General features: G+C 65.1%; 23 protein-coding genes. 10 read left to right on the forward strand and 13 right to left on the reverse strand.

Translation table 11 applies throughout. The annotated features are described in order from the left end of the window. Positions 1-362: 362 nt before the first annotated feature. From LDB29_RS11460 to LDB29_RS11475, 4 genes are all read right to left on the reverse strand, one after another. Positions 363-1,178: a ferredoxin--NADP reductase gene (locus tag LDB29_RS11460; protein WP_025547564.1), complete on the reverse strand. Its 816-nt coding sequence runs from the start codon at positions 1,176-1,178 to the stop codon at positions 363-365. A gap of 158 nt (positions 1,179-1,336) precedes the next feature. After that, entirely contained in the window at positions 1,337-1,549 is a 213-nt protein-coding gene (locus tag LDB29_RS11465) for a hypothetical protein (protein ID WP_226870181.1), read from the reverse strand. Between the two features lie 144 nt (positions 1,550-1,693). After that, a complete protein-coding gene (locus LDB29_RS11470; RefSeq protein WP_025547568.1) occupies positions 1,694-2,011 on the reverse strand; it encodes a hypothetical protein in 318 nt (105 codons plus the stop codon). Positions 2,012-2,121: 110 nt separating this feature from the next. Beyond that, the gene (locus tag LDB29_RS11475) at positions 2,122-3,717 is read right to left on the reverse strand and encodes a phosphoenolpyruvate carboxykinase (RefSeq protein WP_025547570.1); all 1,596 of its coding nucleotides are present in this window, start codon (positions 3,715-3,717) and stop codon (positions 2,122-2,124) included. Positions 3,718-4,006: 289 nt separating this feature from the next. Here LDB29_RS11475 and LDB29_RS11480 point away from each other — a divergent pair, with 289 nt between their 5' ends. The 9 genes from LDB29_RS11480 (at position 4,007) to LDB29_RS11520 (ending at position 11,943) form a co-directional block, all read left to right on the forward strand. Next, entirely contained in the window at positions 4,007-4,714 is a 708-nt protein-coding gene (locus LDB29_RS11480) for a response regulator transcription factor (RefSeq protein ID WP_025547572.1), read from the forward strand. Continuing rightward, positions 4,680-6,275: a stimulus-sensing domain-containing protein gene (locus LDB29_RS11485; RefSeq protein ID WP_025547574.1), complete on the forward strand. Its 1,596-nt coding sequence runs from the start codon at positions 4,680-4,682 to the stop codon at positions 6,273-6,275. Before LDB29_RS11480 ends, LDB29_RS11485 begins: the two co-directional genes overlap by 35 nt. A 228-nt stretch (positions 6,276-6,503) precedes the next feature. Continuing rightward, positions 6,504-6,953, forward strand: a complete 450-nt coding sequence (locus LDB29_RS11490; protein ID WP_025547576.1) for an HPr kinase/phosphorylase — start codon at positions 6,504-6,506, stop codon at positions 6,951-6,953. Further along, on the forward strand, positions 6,950-7,882 hold the full coding sequence (gene rapZ / locus LDB29_RS11495; protein ID WP_025547577.1) for an RNase adapter RapZ: 933 nt from the start codon (positions 6,950-6,952) through the stop codon (positions 7,880-7,882). The genes LDB29_RS11490 and rapZ overlap by 4 nt, the downstream gene beginning before the upstream one ends. 32 nt (positions 7,883-7,914) lie before the next feature. Continuing rightward, positions 7,915-8,319, forward strand: a complete 405-nt coding sequence (locus LDB29_RS11500; protein ID WP_025547579.1) for a PTS sugar transporter subunit IIA — start codon at positions 7,915-7,917, stop codon at positions 8,317-8,319. Then, on the forward strand, positions 8,316-8,588 hold the full coding sequence (locus tag LDB29_RS11505; protein WP_025547580.1) for an HPr family phosphocarrier protein: 273 nt from the start codon (positions 8,316-8,318) through the stop codon (positions 8,586-8,588). Before LDB29_RS11500 ends, LDB29_RS11505 begins: the two co-directional genes overlap by 4 nt. 117 nt (positions 8,589-8,705) lie before the next feature. Continuing rightward, positions 8,706-9,701: a sensor domain-containing diguanylate cyclase gene (locus LDB29_RS11510; RefSeq protein ID WP_048576856.1), complete on the forward strand. Its 996-nt coding sequence runs from the start codon at positions 8,706-8,708 to the stop codon at positions 9,699-9,701. A 134-nt stretch (positions 9,702-9,835) separates the two neighbouring features. Further along, positions 9,836-10,636 (forward strand): RNA methyltransferase, encoded by an 801-nt coding sequence (locus tag LDB29_RS11515; RefSeq protein ID WP_044662706.1) that lies wholly within the window; start codon positions 9,836-9,838, stop codon positions 10,634-10,636. Between the two features lie 44 nt (positions 10,637-10,680). Further along, positions 10,681-11,943: an MFS transporter gene (locus LDB29_RS11520; protein WP_099185966.1), complete on the forward strand. Its 1,263-nt coding sequence runs from the start codon at positions 10,681-10,683 to the stop codon at positions 11,941-11,943. On the opposite strand, the gene LDB29_RS11525 is transcribed toward LDB29_RS11520, so the two are convergent. From LDB29_RS11525 to LDB29_RS11565, 9 genes are all read right to left on the reverse strand, one after another. Continuing rightward, positions 11,927-12,451, reverse strand: coding sequence for a GNAT family N-acetyltransferase (locus tag LDB29_RS11525; protein WP_025547584.1), 525 nt, complete (start codon positions 12,449-12,451; stop codon positions 11,927-11,929). The genes LDB29_RS11520 and LDB29_RS11525 overlap by 17 nt on opposite strands. Positions 12,452-12,552: 101 nt before the next feature. Further along, positions 12,553-15,177 carry a TonB-dependent siderophore receptor gene (locus LDB29_RS11530; protein ID WP_226870179.1) on the reverse strand — a complete coding sequence of 875 codons (2,625 nt, stop codon included), beginning with the start codon at positions 15,175-15,177 and terminating at the stop codon, positions 12,553-12,555. A gap of 343 nt (positions 15,178-15,520) precedes the next feature. Further along, the gene (gene rplS / locus LDB29_RS11535) at positions 15,521-15,889 is read right to left on the reverse strand and encodes a 50S ribosomal protein L19 (RefSeq protein ID WP_025547586.1); all 369 of its coding nucleotides are present in this window, start codon (positions 15,887-15,889) and stop codon (positions 15,521-15,523) included. A gap of 11 nt (positions 15,890-15,900) precedes the next feature. Further along, entirely contained in the window at positions 15,901-16,632 is a 732-nt protein-coding gene (trmD, locus tag LDB29_RS11540; RefSeq protein ID WP_025547587.1) for a tRNA (guanosine(37)-N1)-methyltransferase TrmD, read from the reverse strand. Next, entirely contained in the window at positions 16,629-16,901 is a 273-nt protein-coding gene (locus LDB29_RS11545) for a hypothetical protein (protein ID WP_025547589.1), read from the reverse strand. The genes trmD and LDB29_RS11545 overlap by 4 nt, the downstream gene beginning before the upstream one ends. A gap of 133 nt (positions 16,902-17,034) precedes the next feature. Next, entirely contained in the window at positions 17,035-17,514 is a 480-nt protein-coding gene (gene rimM / locus LDB29_RS11550; protein ID WP_025547590.1) for a ribosome maturation factor RimM, read from the reverse strand. Positions 17,515-17,519: 5 nt separating this feature from the next. Beyond that, positions 17,520-17,972 (reverse strand): 30S ribosomal protein S16, encoded by a 453-nt coding sequence (gene rpsP, locus LDB29_RS11555; protein ID WP_025547592.1) that lies wholly within the window; start codon positions 17,970-17,972, stop codon positions 17,520-17,522. A gap of 78 nt (positions 17,973-18,050) precedes the next feature. Next, positions 18,051-19,502 (reverse strand): signal recognition particle protein, encoded by a 1,452-nt coding sequence (ffh, locus tag LDB29_RS11560; protein ID WP_025547593.1) that lies wholly within the window; start codon positions 19,500-19,502, stop codon positions 18,051-18,053. Positions 19,503-19,705: 203 nt separating this feature from the next. Then, the gene (locus LDB29_RS11565) at positions 19,706-20,425 is read right to left on the reverse strand and encodes a hypothetical protein (protein WP_025547595.1); all 720 of its coding nucleotides are present in this window, start codon (positions 20,423-20,425) and stop codon (positions 19,706-19,708) included. Positions 20,426-20,602: 177 nt separating this feature from the next. Between LDB29_RS11565 and LDB29_RS11570 the strand changes: the two genes are divergently transcribed. Further along, positions 20,603-22,003 carry an amino acid permease gene (locus LDB29_RS11570; RefSeq protein WP_048576041.1) on the forward strand — a complete coding sequence of 467 codons (1,401 nt, stop codon included), beginning with the start codon at positions 20,603-20,605 and terminating at the stop codon, positions 22,001-22,003. The last annotated feature ends 31 nt before the right edge of the window (positions 22,004-22,034 follow it).

Consider the following 22,034-nt stretch of genomic DNA (forward strand, 5'->3'; position numbering starts at 1 on the left):
TTATCGCGATGTTCCACCGAAAAATCGACCGCTTTGCCGAATCGCCCGCTGCCGCAACGGCCGAATGGAGCCGCATCCCGGGCGCGACTCGCCGCGGGGGCCATGCGCGGACGCCGGAGCATATCCGATAAACCGTTCATAATGGACGATGATCATCTTGCCATCGGCACGGGAAAGGGAAACAAGGATATGGACCGGCCAGAAGCAAAGCCTCGGGTCGCAGCCGGTTCATTGCGATGACATCGTCTGGCGCCGTTGCGATGCCGGCCTTGCGCCGCCTGCCCCCATCATGAAGACCATCCACGGAAAAGCAGAAGGGCCGGCATCGCCGCCAGCCCTTCCCTTGCCGATGCCGCAGGCGATCAACCTACGAAGGCGCGCTCGATAACATAGGCGCCGGGCGCGGCGTTGGAGCCCTCGGCAAAGCCCTGTTCCTCGAAATAGGCGCCGAACTGCTTGATCATCTCCATGCTGCCGCACATCATGATCCGGTCGGTCTCGGGATTGAACTTCGGCTCGCCTGCAATCCCTTCGAACAGCGCGCCCGTTTCCACCAGCTTGTCGATGCGGACGTTGTTGCGGAAGGGTTCGCGCGTCACGGTCGGCACATAATGGAACTGGCTGGCCGCCTGCTCGGCCACCAGCGGGTCGTCCGCCAGCTTGCCCGACAGCTCGTCATGGAAGGCAAGGTCGCTCACCCGGCGGACCGAATGGACCACCACGACCTGCTCGTAAAATTCATAGACGTCCGGATCGCGCGCCAGGCTGAGGAAGGGCGCCAGGCCCGTGCCGGTCGACAGCATGAACAGCCGCTTGCCCGGCAGCAGCGCGTCCGTGACGAGCGTGCCGGTCGGCTTGCGCCCCAGATAGATCTGGTCGCCGGGCTGGATCAGTTGCAGTTTGGACGTCAGCGGCCCGTCCTGCACCTTGATCGACAGGAACTCCAGTTCCTCGTCCCAGGCGGGGCTGGCGACCGAATAGGCGCGCAGCAGCGGCTTGCCATTGTCGCCCTGCAAACCGATCATCACGAACTCGCCCGACCGGAAGCGGAAGCTGGCCGGCCGCGTGATGCGGAAACTGAACAGATGTTCGTTCCAATGCCGCACCGACAGCACGGTTTCCACTGAAAGCGCGCCGGTCGGTTCCAGCACCGGCTTTTCGATCGTCACGTCGTTCAAAACCTTTTCCCCTGCCAAATCCAGGGCGACTGTCGCGGGTAAGAGCGTCAGTTGCGTGGGCTTCGCAATAAGCTATGCAGCGCGAATGCCCCTTGGGACGTTCCAAGGCAAGGCGAAAAAAACTTGTCCGTGCGAAAGCTGGCGATCATCCGCGCGGATCAGGACCGCGGGCAAAGCGGCGGCACCGCGCGACGCGCCGGAACGCAGCAGGGAAGATTGCGCGTCTCCGGCGCATTCAGCGCACGGTAGCTGGGCACGCAGGCCCCGTCCTGCATCCATTCACCGGACAGAAATTGGCTCTGCGCCTGCGCGTTGCTGCTCAATATCGCTGCAATGGCGGCGCTGCCGCGCAGCATATCCCCCATCATCATGATTTTCCCCTGCTCCCGGAGCGCCGACACGCCCTTCCCGCAGCAAGCTCATAATCGCTTATCTATCCAAAAGCATACCCAATCCGGGGTATGCCCGGCCATTTCCGCAAAATCCGTCATCCCAGCGTGCGCCGGGACGGCGGATCAGCCGAAAAGACCTTTGGCCAGCCCGCCCAGTTCGTTGAGCGGATTGCCGTCGCCATCCCGGTCGAACAGGCCGCCGATCTTCGCCAATATGGCTTCCGGGCCGCCGAAATGGGCGAACAGCTCCTGCAACTTGTCCGCCGACACGCCATGTTCGGCGGCCGTGGTCGCCAGCGCGGCGACATCGGTCTCGCCCGAAGCGATCTTGCCGCCGATTTCGCTCATCAAGGCCTGCATCTGGTCGGGCTGAAGGCCGATCTTCGCGGCAACCGCCTCCAGGCCACCCATATTGCCCAGCAAATCGTCGAACAGTGCCATAGCTCATATCCCGCTGAAGTTTGATGCAGGATAGCATTCCGTCCCGCCGACGGGAAGCGAAAGAGGCCGGAAGATCGCTCCGGCCCCTGTCGTTACGAAATGCGGGCCTGTCAGGCCGCCGTCAGCGCCGCGTCGCGCACCGACGCATCGACATGATCCTCGAACTGGGCGAAATTGTCGACGAACTGCTTGACCAGCTTGCCGGCGGTTTCGTCATAGGCCGCCTTGTCGGGCCAGGTCGCGCGCGGATCGAGTATGGTCGAATCCACGCCCGGAACCGCAACCGGCACCTGGAAGCCGAAATTGGGATCGGTGCGGAATTCGGCGTTGTTGAGGCTGCCGTCGAGCGCCGCGTTCAGCAGGGCCCGCGTCACCTTGATCGGCATGCGCTTGCCGACGCCATATTTGCCCCCGGTCCAGCCGGTGTTGACCAGCCAGCAGGTCACGCCGCCCTTGTTGATCCGTTCCTTCAGCAGGTTGCCGTAAACGGAAGGGTGACGCGGCATGAACGGCGCGCCGAAGCAGGTGGAGAAGGTCGCGGACGGCTCCGTCACGCCGATCTCCGTCCCGGCGACGCGCGCGGTATAGCCCGAAAGGAAATGATACATGGCCTGGTCCGGCGTCAGCCGCGCGATCGGCGGTAAAACCCCGTAAGCATCGGCGGTCAGGAAGATGATGTTCTTCGGCACCGGCCCCAGATTCTTCTCCGACGCATTCGGGATGAAGTCGATCGGGTAGGAACCCCGGCTGTTCTCGGCCAGGCTGTTGTCGTCCAGGTCGATCTCGCGGGTTTCCTCGTCGATCACGACATTTTCCAGCACCGTGCCGAACCGCTTGGTGGTGGCGAAGATCTCCGGCTCGGCCTCGGCCGACAGGTTGATCATCTTGGCGTAGCAGCCGCCCTCGAAATTGAAGACGGCGGTGTCCGACCAGCCATGCTCGTCATCCCCGATCAGCGTGCGGCTGGCATCGGCCGACAGGGTGGTCTTGCCCGTGCCCGACAGGCCGAAGAAGACCGCCGTGTCGCCGTTCGGGCCGATATTGGCCGAACAGTGCATCGGCATCACGCCCCGCGTCGGCAGCAGATAGTTGAGGATGCCGAAGACCGACTTCTTCATCTCGCCGGCATAGCGCGTGCCGCCGATCAGGATCAGCTTCTCGGTGAAGTTGACCGCGATCACCGTCTCGCTGCGGGTGCCGTGACGGGCCGGATCGGCCTGGAAGGTGGGCAGGTCGATGATCGTATATTCAGGCGCGAAATCCGCCAGCTCCTCCGCGCCCGGACGGACCAGCAGCGTGCGGATGAAGAGGTTATGCCAGGCGAATTCGTTGATGATCCGCACGTTGACGCGATGCTCAGGCTGCGATCCGCCGAACAGATCGGCAATGTACAGCTTGTCCTTCTGCCCCAGGGCGGCGAAGAAATCGGCCTTCAGCGCAGCGAAATGCTCCGGCGTCATGGGCACGTTGGTCTTGCCCCACCAGACGGTGGATTCGGTTTCCGCGTCCCTGACGATGAACTTGTCGCTTGCCGACCGCCCGGTATGCTTGCCGGTCTTGACCACCAGCGGGCCGTCCTTGGCCAATATGCCCTCGCCATTGGCAAGCGCGGCTTCGACCAGCGGCGCGGTGCCCAGATTCCAATATTGATCGGCGCTGGTGGAAATGCCCTGCCGATCGAGGGTGAAAGAGGATTTGGCCTGCACGCCTTTACTCCTGAATATCATTATGTCCGGCCGCCATCTTATCATGTTCACGGCCGGTCCGCCTCTCAACGCCGCGATCTTCGCCGCTTGGCGCCATCTGCTGCAGACCTAGCGGGCATAAGCCTTTGCAGAAGATGCGTCAAACCCCGGGAAACCCCGCATCCCCGGCATTTATCCCGAATTCCCATGGCTACACCGCATAACCCGCCCGCCCGGCCTTCCTTGCAGGGGAAGCCGCCTTCGTCTAACGCAGGGGCATTCCCATTGCCGACGATTTTCGGGGCGCAGCATGACCGCAACCATCGCTCTGGTGGACGATGACAAGAATATCCTGACCTCCGTCTCCATCGCGTTGCAGACGGAAGGGTTCCTGACGCGCCTCTATTCGGACCCGGAGGCGGCGCTGAAGGCGCTGGTAGAAAATCCCGCAGACCTGGCCGTGTTCGACATCAAGATGCCGCGCATGGACGGGTTGGAACTGCTGCGGCGGCTGCGGGAAAAGAGCCATATGCCGGTCATCTTCCTGACGTCCAAGGCCGACGAACTGGACGAGGCGCTAGGCCTCGCCATGGGCGCGGACGATTATATCAGCAAGCCTTTCTCCCAGCGGCTGCTGATCGCGCGCATCCGCGCGATCCTGCGCCGGGCGGAGGCGAGCAAGGTGGATGCCGCGCCCGACGAGCCGGTGGTCGAACCGATCGTGCGCGGCCGGCTGGAAATGGACCCCGCCCGCCACCGGGTCAAATGGATGGGCCGCGACGTGACGCTGACCGTGACCGAATTCCTGATCCTGGAAACGCTCGCCGCGCGCCCCGGCGTGGTCAAGAACCGCAACCAGCTGATGGATGCCGCCTATCAGGACGACGTCTATGTCGACGACCGCACCATCGACAGCCACATCAAGCGCCTTCGCCGCAAGTTCCGCGAAGTCGACCCCGAATTCAACGCAATCGACACCCTCTATGGCGCCGGCTATCGTTTCTCCGAAGAAGCATGACGCGGGCGCAAGGTGGAGCTGGTCCGGCCGGATCAGCCTGACCCCGCGCATCCTGGCGGTCAATGTGTTCGCGCTGGCGCTGCTGGCGGGCGGCTTCTTCTATCTGGACAGCTACCGCACGCGCATCGTCGACGACCGGCTGGAGCAGTCGGCGCGCGAATTGAAGCTGCTGGCCATTGGCCTTGAAAATGCGCCGGCGGACCGGCAGGACGCGCTGATCGCCGCCTATGCGCGGCAGACCGGCGACCGCGTGCGCCGCTATGACGCGCAAGGACGGCTGATCGCCGACAGCTTCGCCATGAACGCGCCGCGCTATCGCCTGCGCCTGCCCGCCGAGGAGGAATGGCAGCGCCATGTCGCCCGCTTCCTCGACAAGGTGATAGACCGCATCGTGTCCGCCGACCGCCCGCCCAATTTCGAGGAGCCGGCGGTCGACCGGGCACAGGCATGGCCCGAAATGGTCGTGGCGCGCAAAAGCGGCCGCACCCAGGCGGTGAACCGCTATGCCCCCGACCGCACCTTCATGATCTCCGCGGCGGTCAATGTGAAGGACGGCACCGGCCTGCTGGCGACGGAAAACGCCCGCGACATCACGCGCACCGTCCGCGCGGAGCGTTTCCGCCTGGGCATGGTGCTGGCGGCGGCGGTGCTGGCTTCCGTCCTGCTTTCCCTGTTCCTGGCCCGGACCATCGTGCAGCCGCTGCAACGCCTCGCCCGCGCGGCGGTGCGCGTGCGGCTGGGGCGGGCGCGCGAAGTCACGGTGCCGCGCCTGCCCGACCGGCGGGACGAGATCGGCATGCTGGCCCGCGCCCTGTCCGACATGAGCCATGCGCTGCGCCAGCGGATCGACGCGACCGACGCCTTCGCCGCCGATGTCAGCCATGAGCTGAAGAACCCCATCGCCTCCCTGCGTTCCGCCCTCGACGCGCTGGACCGGGTGGACAAGCCGGAACTGCGCGCCCAGCTGATGGCGATCGCGCAGGACGATGTGCGCCGGCTCGACCGGCTGGTGACGGACATTGCCGAAGCTTCGCGCATCGACGCGCAGCTTTCCCGCACCCGGTTCGAGCCGATCGACCTCGGCCTGTTGATCGAGAAGATGGTGGTCGCCCGCGAAGCCCGCGGCGTGCCTCGCGGCGTGCGCCTCGCCTTCGCCCGGCCACGCAGGAATGTCGCGGTTGCGCTGGGCGAGGAGCAGCGGATCATCCGCGTGCTCGACAACCTCATCGACAATGCGATCTCCTTCTCCCCCGATGACGGGCTGGTCCAGATCGTCGCGACCGTGGCGGACAATGAAGTGCTGGTCAGCGTGGAGGATCAGGGTCCCGGCGTCCCGCAATCGGAACGCGAGCATGTCTTCCGCCGGTTCCACAGCGTCCGCCCGGAAAATGAGGCGTTCGGCAAGCATTCGGGCCTTGGCCTCGCCATCGCCCGCTCCATCGTGGAGGGGCATCAGGGCAAGATCAGCATCGCGGACCGCCAGGACGCGCAAAGCGGCGCCTGCTTCATCGTGCGCCTGCCCATGGCGGTCGAACGCGATCCGGGCATCGTTTCGGAATAAGCCGGAAAGGGGGAGGCTCAGATACTCCCCCTCCCATGGGCGGGAGGAGGCCGGGATTTTTAAGCTGCCGCCCTCCAGGCCCGCTTCGCCGCGCCGACCGTCTGCGAGGAATGGCCTGGATTTGCCGCCCCCCCACACCCCACTGCACCATAATGAGAAACGCCCCGGTTAATTCGATTTCCACCAGCACCAACAGGAGCTAATATGACGTCAAAGCGATAAGGCGATATGGCGTCGACACATTCTTCCGAAACCCTGCATGCGACCAGCGTGGCGATCGACGGCCGGGCCGTGCTGCTCTGCGGCCCCAGCGGCATGGGCAAGTCCGACCTGGCGCTGCGCTTGATCGATCGCGGCGCCGTGCTGGTGAGCGACGACTATACCCGCCTGCTGGAGATCGAAGGGCGCCTGTTCGCCCGCGCGCCCGACCGGATCGTCGGCATGATGGAGGTGCGCGGCCTGGGCCTGGTCGACATGCCCCATGCGGACAACGCCCCGGTCGCGCTGGCGGTCGACCTCAGCGACGATGTGGAGCGCATGCCGCCGGAAACCGCGCAACGGTCCATCGCCGGGGTCGCAATCCCCGTGGTCCGGCTCGCCCCGTTCGAAGCATCCGCCCCGATCAAGGTGGAACTCGCCGTCCGGACCCTGGGCCTCGGGAGCATGGACCCGTTGTGAGCCTGGAAACGCCGAAGACCATCCTGCTCGTGTCCGGCCTGTCAGGCGCGGGCAAGACGACCGCGCTCAAGACGCTGGAGGATATGGGCTGGGAAGTGGTCGACAACCTGCCGCTGGTGCTGCTCGACCGCCTGCTCGACACCCCCCTGCCGGAGGGGCATGAGGAAGGGACGGACCGTCCTCTGGCGCTGGGCATCGACGCGCGCACCCGCGGCTTCGACGCCGCCGCGATCGTCCAGCGGATCAAGGCCCTGCGCGCTCGCCACGGCCATGATGTGGAAACGCTGTTCCTCGACTGCTCCGGCGAGGAGCTGGAGCGTCGTTTCGCGGAAACCCGCCGCCGCCATCCGCTGGCCACCGACCGCCCGGCCCGCCATGGCATCGCCCGCGAACGGGAACTGACCGAACCGCTGCGCCGCTGGGCCAATCAGGTGATCGACACCAGCAGCCTCACCAGCAACGGCCTGCAACAGGAAATCCGCAACCGCTTCTCGCGCGAGGGGCTGTCGGACCCGGTGCTGACCATCATGTCCTTCGGCTATTCGCGCGGCGTGCCGCTCAACGCCGATCTGGTGTTCGACATGCGCTTCCTGCGCAATCCCCATTGGGAGGAGGCGCTGCGGCCGAAGACGGGGCTCGACCCCGCTGTCGCCGCCTATATCGTGGAAGATCCCGCCTATGAGGAGGCGGTCGGGCGCATCGAACACTTGCTGGCCCTGCTGCTGCCCCGCTATGCGGAGGGCGGAAAAAGCTACATTACCGTGGCCTTTGGCTGTACGGGCGGCCGCCATCGGTCGGTCCATGTGGCCGAACGCGTCGCCAGATACTTGCAAGATGCGGGCTTTTCGCCCACGGTCTCGCACCGCAATATGGAATCAGCGCCCCAGGACGCCCTGGAGAAGCGCAGACCGGGAGGCCCGAAAGCGTAATCCATGAAGAACAGGTGGGCCACGTAAGCAAGATGATTGGACTGGTACTCGTCACCCATGGGGCGCTGGCGACGGAATTCGTCGTCGCGATGGAGCATGTGGTCGGTCCGCAGCAGCAGATCGAGACCATCTGCATCGGGCCTGAGGACGATATGGAGATGCGCCGCGCCGACATCGCCAATGCGGTGGCGCGCGTCAACGACGGGTCGGGGGTGATCCTGCTGACCGACCTGTTCGGCGGCACCCCCTCCAACCTCGCCATCTCCCTGCTGAAGGCTGGGGAGATAGAGGTGATCGCGGGCATCAACCTGCCCATGCTGATCCGCCTGGAAAGCGCGCGCAAGGTCATGGACGTGCGCCAGGCCGTCGCCGCCGCGCGGGAAGCGGGTCAGAAATATATCAGCGTTGCATCGGAACTGTTGGGCAGCACCACATGAGCGAAATCAGCCAGGAAGTCAGGATCAGCAACCGCCGGGGCCTCCACGCCCGCGCCAGCGCGAAATTCGTGACCCTGGCCAGCGGCCTTCCCGCGCAGATCACCGTGCGCAAGGACGGCAGCGAAGTCACCGGAACCTCCATCATGGGCCTGATGATGCTGGGCGCGGCGATGGGGGACAGCATCGTCATCAGCGCCACCGGTCCCGAGGCAGCCGATTCGCTGGGCAAGCTGGTGACGCTGGTCGAGGATAAATTTGGCGAGGAATAAGGCGGGTCGAGCCTGCTAAGCCTTTGTCAAACATCGGCAAGCGACTATCACAGGATAATATCGAACGGGAATCGCGGGGCGCAGGAAGGGCGCGCCGCCGGTTGAGGATAGTTGGCAATGCTCGATCCAAAGCTGATGGACGAACCGGCGCGTCTCGCCGCGCTGAACCGGTATGAAGTTCTGGATACGCCAAGGGAATCCTCCTTCGACCGCATCACCGATCTGGTCCGCAGCATCCTGGGCGTGCCGATTTCGGCCGTCTCGCTGGTCGATACCGATCGGCAGTGGTTCAAGTCGCTGGCCGGCCTCGACGAAAGCGAAACCGCCCGCGACATCGCCTTTTGCGACCACACCATCCGCCAGCGGGCGCCGATGGTCATCACCGACGCCAAGGAGGATGCCCGCTTCCGCGACAATCCGCTGGTGACGGGCGATCCCAACATCCGCAGCTATGCCGGCATCCCGCTGGAGACGCCGGACGGCTATAATATCGGTTCGCTCTGCGCGATCGACACCGTGCCGCGCGAATTCGACCCGGCGCAGATCGCCATCCTCAAGAATCTCGCCGCGCTGGTGGTTGAGCAGCTGGAACTGCGCCGCATCGCGGAGCGCGATCATCTGACCGGCGCGCTCAGCCGCAGAGCCTTTCTCACCGAAATGAACCGCGCCATCGCCCTGTTCGAACGGCATGAGCGGCCCGCCAGCCTGCTGCTGTTCGACATCGACCATTTCAAGCATATCAACGACACCTACGGCCATCCCGCTGGCGACCAGGTGATCCGCGGCATCGCCCGGCTCTGCGCCGGCCTGCAACGCCCCAGCGATTCGCTCGGGCGGCTGGGCGGCGAGGAATTCGGCATATTGCTGCCCGAAACGGCGGAGGACGATGCCGCAAGGGCGGCGCAGCGCTTCTGCGACGCGATCGCCGCTGCGGAAATGCCCGGCACGCCGCCGCTGCGCGCCACCGTCAGCTTCGGCGTGGCGGAACTTCGCGGCGACTGGCCGACCGGCGAAAGCTGGCTGGCGGTCGCGGACATGGCGCTCTACGAAGCCAAGCGCTCCGGCCGCAACCGCGTCGCCGTCGCCCGGCACGGCGCCTCCCAGGCGACCTGAGATAGAGTGTTTGGTTTAAAGCCCGCCGGCAGCAAGGCCAAACCCCCACCCTGCCAAGCCCCCTACCCTTTTCCCCTCTCCCCCTATAGAGAGGCCGTTTCGGCGGACCTGCAAAAAGGGCAAGGGACAGCATCGTGGCGCGAGAAATCACCGGATTTTCCAACCCGCTGGTGAAGCGCGTCCGTTCCCTGCGGGAGAAGAAGTTCCGCAAGGCGGAGGGCCTCTTCCTGGCCGAAGGGCTGCGCATCCTGACCGAAGCGCGCGAGGAAGGCGTGCTGCCCGAAATGCTGTTCCACGCCGGTTCCACCCACCCACTCGCCGCCGACCTGATCGCGGCGATGGAGGCGGCGGGCGGCGACGTGATAGAGACGACGCCCGACATCCTCTCCAAGATCAGCGGCAAGGATAATCCGCAGGCGGTGGTCGGCGTCTATCGCGACCGCTTGACCCCGCTGGCGAAGCTCGACCGGAGCAGGGCCGACATCTGGATCGTCGCCCAGTCGCTGCGCGATCCCGGCAATCTGGGCACGATCCTGCGCACCGGCGATGCGGTCGGCGCGGGCGGGCTGATCCTGATCGACGATTGCGTCGACCCCTTCTCCGTCGAATCCGTGCGCGCCAGCATGGGCGCCCTCTTCACCCAAAGCATCACCCAGGCGCGCTGGGGCGAGTTCATGCACTGGCTGCGCCAGGGGCCGGGCGAGCTGATCGGCACCAGCCTGAAGGCCACGCACGACTATCAGGAACCGCGCTACCAGAGCCCCAGCTTCCTGCTGGTCGGCAATGAGGCGCAGGGCCTGCCCGAAAGCTATGAAGCCGAATGCGACCTGCTGGTGAAGATGCCGATGCTGGGCAAGGCGGACAGCCTGAACGCGGCGGTCGCCTGCGCGGTGATGGCCTATGAATTGCTGAACCAGAAGCGGGCGGGTAAATGACGACGATGGGGGGCGTGCAAGCGGTGGAAGCAGGGACCAGGGAAATGGGCGGCATGGGCGCGATGCTGCGCCACAAGCGGGTGCTGGCGGCCAGCCTGATCGGCACGGCCGTCGAATTCTACGACTTCTATATCTACGCGACCGCCGCCAGCCTGGTCTTCGGGCCGCTCTTCTTCCCTGCCTCCTCCCCCTCGGCACAATTGCTCGCCGCCTATGGCAGCCTCGCCCTCGCCTTCTTCGCCCGGCCCCTGGGCGCGGCGGTGTTCGGCCATTATGGCGACCGCATCGGGCGGAAGGCGACGCTGGTGACGTCGCTGATGCTGATGGGCGGATCGACGCTGGCGATCGGATTCCTGCCGACCTATCAGAGCATCGGCTGGTGGGCGCCGCTGATCCTCTGCCTCCTGCGCTTCGGACAGGGTTTCGGCCTCGGCGGCGAATGGGGCGGCGCGGCCTTGCTGGCGGTGGAGAATGCGCCTCCGGGATGGCGGGCGCGCTTCGGCATGTTCCCGCAATTGGGCGCGCCGGTCGGATTCCTGGCCGCCAATGGGCTGTTCCTGTTGCTGGGCATGTTCCTCACTGACAAGGATTTCTTCGCCTGGGGCTGGCGCCTGCCCTTCCTGGGCAGCGCGGTGCTGGTGATCCTGGGCCTCTGGATACGCCTGAAGCTCACCGAAACCCCCGAATTCGCTGCCGCCCGGGCCGAAGCACCGCCGCCCGCCGTGCCGCTCGCCACCCTGTTCAAGAGCCATTTGGGCGCGGCCATCGCGGGCACCTTCGCCTGCGCCGCCTGCTTCGCCGTCTATTATATCGCGACCGCCTTCGCCCTCGGCTATGGCACCACCACGCTCAGGATCGACCGCGAAACCTTCCTCGCCATCCAGTTGGGCGCGATCCTGTTCATGGCGTTCAGCATCATCGTCGCCGGCTGGTGGTCGGACAGGAGCAGCCCGACCCGCGTGCTGGTCGCGGGCTGCATCGGCACGGTGGCGATGGGCGTGATCTTCGGTCCCGCCATGGGCACCGGGCAATTGCTGCCGATCTTCCTGATCCTCAGCCTCGCCCTGTTCCTGATGGGCTTCGTCTATGGGCCGCTCGGCGCCTATCTGCCGCATCTCTTCCCGGTGCAGCTTCGCTATACCGGCGCGTCTTTCGCCTTCAACCTGGGCGGCATCATCGGCGGCGCGCTCGCTCCCATCGTCGCGACCTGGCTGATCCAGGTCCAGGGCGTCGAGCTGGTCGGCCTCTATATGTCGGCAGCGGCGGCGCTCAGCCTGATCGGCCTCTGGTTCACGAGTCGCCAATAGGCTTGCGCATCAGGATCAGCGGCACGCCGCTATCCTCGAACGCCCGCACGTCGGCGAAACCGAAGCTGCGGTAAAGCGGCACGCCCGCCATGGTGGCGGACAGCTCCAGCGCCGCGAAGCCCTCGGCCCGCGCCGCCTCCTCGCAAAGGGAGAGGATCAGCGTGCCCACGCCCTTCCGCACATGATCGGGATGGGTGTACATGGCCCGCACCCTGGCGGCCTCCGTCGCCGGATCGAGCAGCCGGTCGTCCCGCCCCGCGCTATGGTCGCCGCCATAGGCCGTGGCGCGCCGACTCCAGCCGCCGCAACCGGCAATCTCCCCCCGATCCTCGATCACGAAATAGGTGCCGTCGCTGATCAACCGGCTGTCCAGCCCCATGAAGCCATGGCTGGCCTTCACCTGTTCGGGTGTCAGGAAACCGGATTGCAGGCGGTCGATGGCCAGGGTCATCAGTTCCAGCAGCGCCGGTTCGTCGGCCGGGGTGGCGATACGGTGGAAAAGCGGCATGGACTGGCACCGATAAAAGGCAGAATGGCGGCGACGGCCCGTGCCGTTCGCCGCCCTTCCCGTTGCAAGACAGGCAGGCCGGAAGGCCTGTCCGCCTGTTTTCAGAAGGTGACGTTCACCCGCGCATAATAATAGCCGCCATTGATGCCGAAGGGCGAGATGGTCGGATATTTGCTGGTCGAATAGCCGCGTTCGCCATTGGCGAGTTCCGCGTTGCGGATGAACTCCTTGGACCGCTGGGTCGGATATTTGTTGAACAGATTGTTCGCACCGATGGAAAGCTTGATCGGCTTGGCGATCTGGTAGCCAAGTTCGAGGTCGGTGATGAACGCCTCCTTGACCGGCACCTTGATGAGGTCGCCGGCATCCGGGCCGCTGCGCGCGGTTTCCAGCGTATAAACCTGCGAATAATAGCTTTCGCGCAGGTTGGCGGAGAATTTGCCCCAGGTCCAGAAGGCGTTGAACGTGCCCCGGAAGCGCGGCGTGCTGTGCTCCAGCTCCACTTCGCTCGACGCGTCGATAAGGCGCGTCAGCTCGGGATTGACGGTGCTGGAATAGAGCGCGGAAGGAAGCGGATTGATGCCCAGGACCTTGTTGGCGTTGTAATTGCCGGTGAAGGTCAGGTCGAGCTTGCCCATTTCGCCAAGGTCGGTGACATAGCTCGCCACCAGGTCGACACCCCGGGTCCGCATCTTCACGCCGTTGACGAAGCTCTGCACCGACACTCCGCCCTCGGTGTTGCGGTCGACGCCATTGTCCGCGAACAGCACATAGGCCGGGATCGCGTCCGCCGTCCTCCAGTCCGTCACCGTGCTGCTGCCGCCCAGCGCCGCGTTCACCGCGCTCAGCACCGCCAACTGGTTGTAGATGGCATATTGGTCCGCATCGAAGGGCAGGCAGGCCGCCGCATTGCCGCCCGCATAACCCGCCGGGCAGCGATTGCCGGTAAAGCCGGAGAAGGCCGTGGAGGTCATGATGCGGTTGCGGATCGTGATCTGATAGGCGTCCAGCGTGATGGTGAAGTTGCGCGCCGGGTTGATGACCGTACCCAGGCTGAAGTTGGTCGATTTTTCAGGCTTGAGGCCGCCAAAGCCCAGCGACGCCGCGGCGGACGATGCGGGCGGAAGCACGCCGCCGATGAAGCCCGGTCCGACGTTCAGGCCGGAATAGCCTCCTTCGGCCAGGGTCGGCGCGCGGAAACCGGTGCTGACCGTGCCGCGCAACGCAAAGGCGTCGGAGAAGTCATAGCGGCTGGTCAGCTTGAAGACGGTCGTGTCACCGAAATCGCTATAATGTTCGTGGCGGACCGCGCCGTCCACCAGCCAGTTTTCCAGCGGCTTGAGGCTGATGTCCAGATATTGCGAGAAATTGTCCCGCTTGTACTTGCCCGCGTCATTGGGGCTGTAGCCGAAGAAGGACTGCGCACCGCCGCCATAATAGGAGGCCGGATCGCCGGCCCGGATGCCATAGGTCTCATGCCGGAATTCCAGGCCCGCCGCGATGTTGACCGGTTCCGAAAGCCCAATGTCCACGGCATGCGTCAGGTCGAGCGTGTTGCTCCACTGGGTGTTGAAGAAGTCGCCATTGTGGAAGGTTTCGGGCGTGAAGCCGGTATCGGCGTAGAGCTGGGCATTGGCCGAATGATAGACATAGACCTTGACCAGATCCTTGCCATAGGTGGACGCCAGGTCGAACGTCGTGTCCCCCAATGTGCCGCGGAAACCGCCGGTCACCGAATAATCGGTCTCGTCGATGCGCTCCTGCGGCTGGAAGCCCCCGGCATAATAGGGCACGCCGCCGGCGCTGACGACGGTCGTCGGCGGGCGCGTATTCTCATAGGCGGCGGCCTTCTTGTGGCCATAGCTGCCGAAGCTGTAGATTTCATAGTCGCCGAATTCATAGCCGGCATTGTAGTTCACGACCGTCTGGTCGATGTGCGGGTCGCCTATGATCCGGTTGGTATAGGGATAGCCGGGCAGGTTCCTGATTTCGGGATAGGTGTTGGACAGGTTGATCGATTGCGGGTTGATGTCGCCCCGGAAGCTGAAGCCCTTGTGCTTCTTCTGCGCCGATATGTTCAGATAGGCGCCGTCGAAGGGCGCCAGGCCGATATTGCCGCCGATCGCATAGGTCTTGCCGCCCTGGTCGTAATATTCGCCGCCGGTCGCATTGATGGAGCCGCCATGGTCGGCCTTCTTCTGGAGGAAGTTGATGACGCCCGCGATCGCGTCCGTGCCATATTGCGCCGCCGCGCCGTCCTGCAGCACTTCCACGCGCTCGATCGATTCGGGCAGGATGAAGCTGACGTCCGGAGCGGCGCTGCCACCATAGGGGCCACCGGCGACCGAGACGTTGGCGGTGCCGTGGCGCCGCTTGCCATTGACCAGGACCAGCGTGTGGTTGGGGCTGAGGCCGCGCAGCTTCATCTGCAGGTTATGCGCCTGAAGGTCGCTGCCGAAGGATTGCGCCTGGACGGAGGGAAGCTGCTGCGCCAGGCTCTGCATCAGGTCCGGGGAGCCCGTGCGCTGCAACGTGTCCGCGCCCAGGAGCTGGATCGGCGCCGGGCTGTCGGCCACCTTCATCCCGGTCAGGCGGGTGCCGGTGACGATGATCGCCGCGCCATCCGTGGCGGAGGCCGCTTGCGGATCGGTCTGTGCGTAAACTGTTGCTGAAGAAGACAGCGCAATAATCATGGCTGCGCGAGAAACGAAACTCTTGTGGTTCATGAACCAGCCCCCTTGCTTCGTTATGAAGAGAGCCTCTCCCGACAGATATTTTCTTGTTCTTACCTGAACAGTTCGTTCAAATCCTTTGAGCTACGATGATCCTGCTCCAGAGCCGCAGGCTTGGATCTTCGAAATATTTAGCAATCTCTGGAAACGGAACGCTGACACAAAACCGCCATCAAAGAAAAACGAATTTCTGCTGCGGCGCAAAATCATGGCTGACGGGGAAAGGGGAAATCCCCGCAATTCCAGATCAAATCATTGATGCATAAAGAAAAAGGCGGCACCCGCATGGGATGCCGCCTGTCTCTTTTTTACAACTGTCAAGACAGTATGAAAGCGATCAATCCTCGCTGCGCACTTCACGGCGCTCGGCAATGCGAGCGCGCTTGCCGGTGCGGCCGCGCAGATAATAGAGCTTCGCGCGACGCACCACGCCCTTGCGGACGACAGTGATCGAATCGATGTTCGGCGAATAGAGCGGGAAGACGCGCTCCACGCCCTCACCGAAGCTGATCTTGCGCACGGTGAAGTTGCTGCCCATGCCCTTGTTCGAGCGGGCGATGCAGACGCCTTCGTAATTCTGGACGCGGCTGCGGTCGCCTTCGACGACCTTCACGCCGACGCGCAGCGTGTCGCCGGGACGGAATTCCGGAATATCCTTGGCGAGGGCCGCGATGTTCTCGGCCTCGATCTGCTGGATCAGGTTCATGACTTCAAGTCCTACTTTTCGCGTTGCGCACCAGAGGGCGGCTGGTCCCGAACGCCGATATGACGTTCCCAAAGGTCCGGCCGCCTTAGCCGTGTGTCATCCTCCGCCCTTTGTTTCCGCCAGGCGGCGATCTTCGCATGATCCCCCGATCGCAACACTTCGGGGATCATACGCCCTTCCCATATAACGGGCCGGGTATAGTGCGGATATTCGAGAAGGCCGCTTTCGAAGCTCTCTTCATCCCCACTGGAAGCGGCGCCCATTACCCCAGGAAGCAGGCGGATGCAAGCATCCAGCAGCATCAGGGCGCCCATTTCGCCGCCGGAAAGGATGATGTCGCCCATGCTGATCTGCTCGACGGGCCGGGCGTCGAAAATCCGCTCGTCAAATCCCTCGAACCGGCCGCAGAGGATGGTGGCTCCGGGACCGGCGGCAAGCTGGCGGATGCGCCCCTGGGTGATCGGCGCGCCGCGCGGCGTCATGGCGATGACGGGCAGGTCCGGGCGCTTTGCCAGCGCATGATCGATGGCAAGGCCAAGGATGTCGGCCCGCAACACCATGCCCGCCCCGCCGCCCGCGGGCGTATCGTCCACGGTGCGATGCCTGTCGGTGGCAAAGTCGCGAATGTGGATGGGATCGCAGCCCCATTTCCCCTCCGCCAGCGCCCGCCCGGCCAGCGACACGCCCAGCGGCCCAGGAAACATCTCCGGGTAGAGCGTCAATATCTGCGCCTGAAAGCTCATGCCTTGCGCGCCTTGAACCAGGCGCCCGTCATGCCGCCCAGCAGCGACACCCCGCCGCCGAGCATCAGCGCGATGCCGATGGCGCACAGCAGGTCCGCGAAGGGCCGGTCCGGCTGCACCAGCGCGGGCAGCAGGAACAGCATCGGAATGGGAACGACCATCGCCACGCCCGCGGCGATCTTGAGCGCCCGCGACCAGGACATGGCGAAGAGACGCCAGCCGGCGGCGACCATCAGGAGCAGATAGAGAGCGGCAAGGATTTTCGGCATGGTTCGCGCCCTCTTAATGCCTCCGATTGATCTACAAGCTGCTCCTGCGAAGGCGGGAGCCTGGTTCCACCGTCCGATCTGGGCTCCTGTCTTCGCGGGAGCACGGCGGTTCAATTGCCCTGGCGAACGAAGCTCAAGCCGCAAAGGCGGCCTCTATGACCGCCCGCTCATCCGCAATGGTCACCGCATGCATCGGCGCCATGAAACGCTTGCCGTTGGGCCGCTCCACCTCGATGATGTCGCCGGCGCCGAAATTCTCGACCGCCACGACATGGCCCAGCCCTTCGCCATCGCTGGAGAAGCAGGGCAGGTCGATCAGGTCGGCATGATAATATTCGCCCTCCCCCAGAGGAGGCAAAGCCGAACGGGGAACGGTCAGTTCCGTGCCGCGCAGCGCCTCCGCCGCGGAGCGATCGCCGACTTCGGCAAAGCGGGCGACCGCGCCGTTCGGGCCGGGGCGCACGGACTTCAACGTCAGCCTGCGCCCCGCCGCATCGAAGCCGTCATAGGATTTCAGGGCCTCAGCCCCCTCCCCGAACAGCTTCAGACGGACCTCGCCCGTCACTCCATGCGCGCCGATGATGACGGCAAGCGTGACGGGCTTGTCGGTCAAAGGGCTCAGCCTTCAGCCGATTCTTCAGCCGGAGCGGCTTCTTCCGCCGGTGCTTCGGCGGCCGGAGCGGCAGCGGCCTCGGCGGCGGCCGCCTTGGCGGCTTCGGCAGCTTCAGCGGCTTCCGCAGCCTTGGCGGCGCGGTCTTCGGCGCGATCCTTGGCCTTCTGACCCGGCTCGGCCTTCTTCGGGTTGTTGCGGGCGGCGCGTTCCTTCACGCCGGCAGCATCCAGGAAGCGGGCCACGCGGTCGGTCGGCTGCGCGCCGGCGGCAACCCAGTGCTTCGCGCGCTCGACGTTCAGAACGACGCGCTTCTCGTCGCCCTTGGGCAGGACGGGGTTGTAGCTGCCGATGCGCTCGATGAACTTGCCGTCACGCGGGGCGCGGCTGTCCGCCACGACGATGCGGTAATAGGGACGCTTCTTCGAACCGCCGCGCGAAAGACGAATGGACGTTGCCATGAAACCTGACCTTACCTTTCTGTACCAATTACGTGTTTTTCAATTCGTCATCCCAGCTTGCGCCAATGACGAGCAGCTTCACTTCTTCATGAAATTCTGAAAGCCGGGCGGCAGGTTCGGCATATTGCTCCCCAGTCCCGGCAAACCCTGCGGAGGCGCGCCGCCGCCGCCCAGCATCCCATCCAGCCCACCACCGGTGAACATCTTGGCCAGCCCTTTCAGGCCGCCCATCTTGCGGATCTTCTTCATCGCCGTTTCCATCTCCTGATGCATTTTCAGGAGCCTGTTGACTTCCTGCACGGTCGTGCCGGAACCCTTGGCGATACGGATCTTGCGCTTGGCGTTGATCAGGGCGGGCTTCTCCCGCTCCTTGGGGGTCATCGACCCGATCATCGCATCGAGATGGATCAGCGTCTTGTCGTTGGCGCCGCTCTGCGCCATCGCCGCCTGCGCCTTCTTGAGGCCCGGCAGCATGCCCGCCAGCGCGCCAAGACCGCCCATGCGGCGCATCTGGTTGAGCTGGGCGCGCAGGTCGTTCATGTCGAACTGACCCTTGGCCATCTTCTTGGCAAGCTTGTCGGCTTCCTCGGCGTCGATGGTCTCGGCGGCCTTCTCGACCAGCGAGACGACGTCGCCCATGCCCAATATGCGCTGCGCCACGCGGGCAGGATGGAACGGCTCGATCGCGTCCAGCTTTTCGCCGGTACCCGCGAACTTGATCGGACGGCCGGTAACGGCGCGCATCGACAGCGCCGCGCCGCCGCGCGCATCGCCGTCCATCCGGGTCAGCACCACGCCGGTCAGCGGCACCTGCGCGGTGAAGCTGGTCGCGACATTCACCGCGTCCTGACCGGTCAACGAGTCGACCACCAGCAGGATTTCCGCCGGGCTGGAGACTTCGGCCACCGCCTTCATCTCGTCCATCAGCGCCTGGTCGACATGCAGCCGGCCTGCGGTGTCGAGCATCACCACGTCGAAACCCTGGAGCTTCGCCGCCTGCAACGCCCGCCTGGCGATGTCGACCGGCTGCTGCCCCGGCACGATGGGCAGGGTCGCCACGTCGGTCTGCGTGCCCAGCACCGCCAACTGCTCCTGCGCGGCGGGTCGCTGGACGTCGAGCGACGCCATCAGCACCTTCTTGCGCTCTTTTTCCTTCAGGCGATTGGCGATCTTCGCGGTGGAGGTGGTCTTGCCCGAACCCTGCAGGCCGACCATCATGATGACGGCGGGCGGGGTCACGTCGATCAGCAGGTCGGAGGATTCCGAACCCAGCGTCTCGGTCAACGTGTCCGAGACGATCTTGACGACCATCTGCCCCGGCGTGACCGATCGCAGCACGTCGCTGCCGACCGCCCGCTCGGTTGCCTGCTCGACGAACTGGCGCACCACCGGAAGCGCGACGTCGGCCTCCAGCAGCGCGATTCGCACCTCGCGCATCGCGGCGCGGACATCGTCCTCCGTCAGCGCACCGCGCCCACGCAGCTTGTCGAATACCCCACCCAGACGATCGCTTAGCGAATCGAACATCATCACCTCAATTTGGGCCGAAAGGCCCGGAAAACCTTGCTTACCCCGTCAAACGACAAAATCGCCGGCGGGCGAAACCTCGCCGGCCAGCGTCCATCCGGTACTCCTCTTGAGTGCCATGGATCTGTCAGGGTATCGGACGGCAAACCATCCGACTGCTGGCGCGCCCTTAGCGCAAGGGCGCGCCCGACGCAACCGAAAGCGGCTCAGCCGGCCAGGGCGGAAGCCAGCCAGAGGACAGGCCGCGTCGCCGCCAGGACCGGCACGGCCAGTCCCTCCGCCAGAATCGCCGCAGCGCCCACGGCATAGGCGGGATGCACCCGGCCCCGCGTGGCGAGGTCATGGACCATGCCGGCCGCGACGAACAGCATCTGCCCGCTCATCACCGCCAGCCCGCCCCAGGGGCCGAGCAGCGGCATCGGCAGGATGCGTCCGAAGGCAGGCCCGATGATCGCCACCATGGCGCACAGCATCAGCCGCCGATGCCATTCGGTCCGTCGGCGCATCCGGATGGCGCCCGTCAGCAGGGCGGCGAAGGCCAGCAGTTCCAGCAGGCTCAGCGCCAGGAAGATCGGCGGCGTGAAGAAGGGCGGCACCCGGTCCAGCACGACCGCCATGCTCATGGTCAGGATGCCCAGCGGCACCATCGCCGTGGCCAGGCCTACGGCCACCCATCCCATGCGCCGATGCAGCGCCATCGACCCGCGATGGGCAAAGGCGTTCTGCATGACGAACAGCAATGTCCAGCCGACGAACACCGCGCCGTGGACATGCACCCAAAAGGGCACGCGCGCCACATCCACCATTCCGCGCAGCGCGTAGGAGCCGAAGCCCCCGATCACCGTCGCCGCGATGGCGACCGACATTGCCAGGTAAAAGCCATTTTCCCGCACGGACGCGGGAACGGTCGACGCAGCAGCATCCATGGGACGCCTTCCCCCTTTTCAAGAAGATTTAAGCCGTCGCGACCTTTGTTTGCGTCCCTGTAACAGAATATCAGGGGAGTCGCGAGAGGCGGCCCGGCGCTGCCTTACATTTGTAAAACCCCTTGCCAGCAGCTTCGGCAGCGGCAAGGTGCGCCGTGCAGAGAGGGGAATCAGGACATGGGTTGGACGCGCCGCAAGCCGATGGAGGCGATGATGCCCTCGCATGAGGGGCAAAGGCTGGCGCGCACCTTGTCCTGGCCGCATCTGCTGGCGCTGGGCGTGGGGGCCATCGTCGGCACCGGCATATTGACGCTGATCGGCGTCGGCGCGGACCGGGCGGGTCCAGCCGTGCTGCTGTCCTTCGCCATTGCCGGCGCGATCTGCGCCTGCGCGGCGCTGGCCTATGCCGAACTTTCCACCATGATGCCCGCCGCCGGCAGCGCGTACAGCTACAGCTATGTCGTGCTGGGCGAAGGCATTGCGTGGATCGTCGGATGGAGCCTGATCCTCGAATATTCGCTGGTCGTGTCGACCGTGGCGGTGGGCTGGTCCGGCTATGCCGCACCCCTGCTGACATCGGCGGGCTTCCCGGACCTGTTGACCAGGGGGCCGGAACTGGGCGGCCTGGTCAATGCGCCCGCCATCTTCATCATCGCCGTGGTCGCCGGCCTGTTGATGCTCGGCACGCATGAAAGCGCGCGGCTGAACTCGTTGCTGGTGGTGATCAAGATCGCGACGCTCAGCCTGTTCGTCGCCATCGCCCTGCCCGCCTTCGACGCCCAGAACCTTCAGCCTTTCATGCCCTTCGGCTTCGCCAAGTCGATGGCGCCGGACGGCGTCGAGCGCGGCGTGATGGCCGCGGCGGCGATCATCTTCTTCGCCTTCTACGGCTTCGACGCCATCTCCACCGCGGCGGAGGAGGCGAAGAACCCGGATCGCGACCTTGCCATCGGCATCGTCGGATCGCTGGTCGCCTGCACGCTGATCTATGTGCTCGTGGCGGCGGCGGCGGTCGGGGCGATGCCCTTCACCCGCTTTGCCGGCAGTCCCGAACCGCTGGCGCTGATCCTGCGTGAAATGGGCCAGGGACAGGTGGCGCGAATCGTCGCCATCGCGGCGGTCATCGCCCTTCCCACGGTGCTGCTGGGCTTCCTCTACGGCCAGAGCCGCATCTTCCTCGTCATGGCCCGCGACGGCTTCCTGCCGCAAAGGCTGGCGCTGATCTCCCGGCGCGGGACGCCCGCCCGGATCACCGCCGTCACCGCCCTGCTGGTCGCGATCATCGCCGGCCTGCTGCCCATCGACGAGATCGCGGCGCTGGCCAATGCGGGAACGCTGATCGCCTTCACCGCCGTGGGCGCATGCCTGCTGATCCTGCGCCGGCGCATGCCCGACATGAGGCGCCCCTTCCGCACCCCGGCCGGATGGCTGGTCGGGCTCGGCGCCATCGGCGGCTGCGCCTATCTGTTCATCAGCCTGCCGGTGAAGACCATCCTCGCCTGCCTCCTCTGGAACGCCATCGGTCTGGCCGTCTATTTCCTCTATGGCCGCAGGCGCGCCGCACTGAACGCGGGATAGGCTGGTCTTTTGCCGGCACAGGCCTTACATG

The organism is Sphingobium sp. CFD-2 (assembly GCF_024611135.1).
Classification (GTDB): Bacteria; Pseudomonadota; Alphaproteobacteria; order Sphingomonadales; family Sphingomonadaceae; genus Sphingobium; species Sphingobium fuliginis.

Excerpts from the sequence above, each read along its gene's own strand:
- LDB29_RS11465 (WP_226870181.1), bottom strand. The coding sequence starts at position 1,549 with ATGATGATGGGGGATATGCTGCGCGGCAGCGCCGCCATTGCAGCGATA.
- LDB29_RS11470 (WP_025547568.1), bottom strand. The coding sequence starts at position 2,011 with ATGGCACTGTTCGACGATTTGCTGGGCAATATGGGTGGCCTGGAGGCG.
- LDB29_RS11480 (WP_025547572.1), top strand. The coding sequence starts at position 4,007 with ATGACCGCAACCATCGCTCTGGTGGACGATGACAAGAATATCCTGACC.
- LDB29_RS11485 (WP_025547574.1), top strand. The coding sequence starts at position 4,680 with ATGGCGCCGGCTATCGTTTCTCCGAAGAAGCATGACGCGGGCGCAAGG.
- LDB29_RS11490 (WP_025547576.1), top strand. The coding sequence starts at position 6,504 with ATGGCGTCGACACATTCTTCCGAAACCCTGCATGCGACCAGCGTGGCG.
- LDB29_RS11500 (WP_025547579.1), top strand. The coding sequence starts at position 7,915 with ATGATTGGACTGGTACTCGTCACCCATGGGGCGCTGGCGACGGAATTC.
- LDB29_RS11505 (WP_025547580.1), top strand. The coding sequence starts at position 8,316 with ATGAGCGAAATCAGCCAGGAAGTCAGGATCAGCAACCGCCGGGGCCTC.
- LDB29_RS11510 (WP_048576856.1), top strand. The coding sequence starts at position 8,706 with ATGCTCGATCCAAAGCTGATGGACGAACCGGCGCGTCTCGCCGCGCTG.
- LDB29_RS11520 (WP_099185966.1), top strand. The coding sequence starts at position 10,681 with ATGGGCGGCATGGGCGCGATGCTGCGCCACAAGCGGGTGCTGGCGGCC.
- LDB29_RS11525 (WP_025547584.1), bottom strand. The coding sequence starts at position 12,451 with ATGCCGCTTTTCCACCGTATCGCCACCCCGGCCGACGAACCGGCGCTG.
- LDB29_RS11530 (WP_226870179.1), bottom strand. The coding sequence starts at position 15,177 with ATGAACCACAAGAGTTTCGTTTCTCGCGCAGCCATGATTATTGCGCTG.
- rplS (WP_025547586.1), bottom strand. The coding sequence starts at position 15,889 with ATGAACCTGATCCAGCAGATCGAGGCCGAGAACATCGCGGCCCTCGCC.
- trmD (WP_025547587.1), bottom strand. The coding sequence starts at position 16,632 with ATGAGCTTTCAGGCGCAGATATTGACGCTCTACCCGGAGATGTTTCCT.
- LDB29_RS11545 (WP_025547589.1), bottom strand. The coding sequence starts at position 16,901 with ATGCCGAAAATCCTTGCCGCTCTCTATCTGCTCCTGATGGTCGCCGCC.
- rpsP (WP_025547592.1), bottom strand. The coding sequence starts at position 17,972 with ATGGCAACGTCCATTCGTCTTTCGCGCGGCGGTTCGAAGAAGCGTCCC.
- ffh (WP_025547593.1), bottom strand. The coding sequence starts at position 19,502 with ATGATGTTCGATTCGCTAAGCGATCGTCTGGGTGGGGTATTCGACAAG.
- LDB29_RS11565 (WP_025547595.1), bottom strand. The coding sequence starts at position 20,425 with ATGGATGCTGCTGCGTCGACCGTTCCCGCGTCCGTGCGGGAAAATGGC.
- LDB29_RS11570 (WP_048576041.1), top strand. The coding sequence starts at position 20,603 with ATGGGTTGGACGCGCCGCAAGCCGATGGAGGCGATGATGCCCTCGCAT.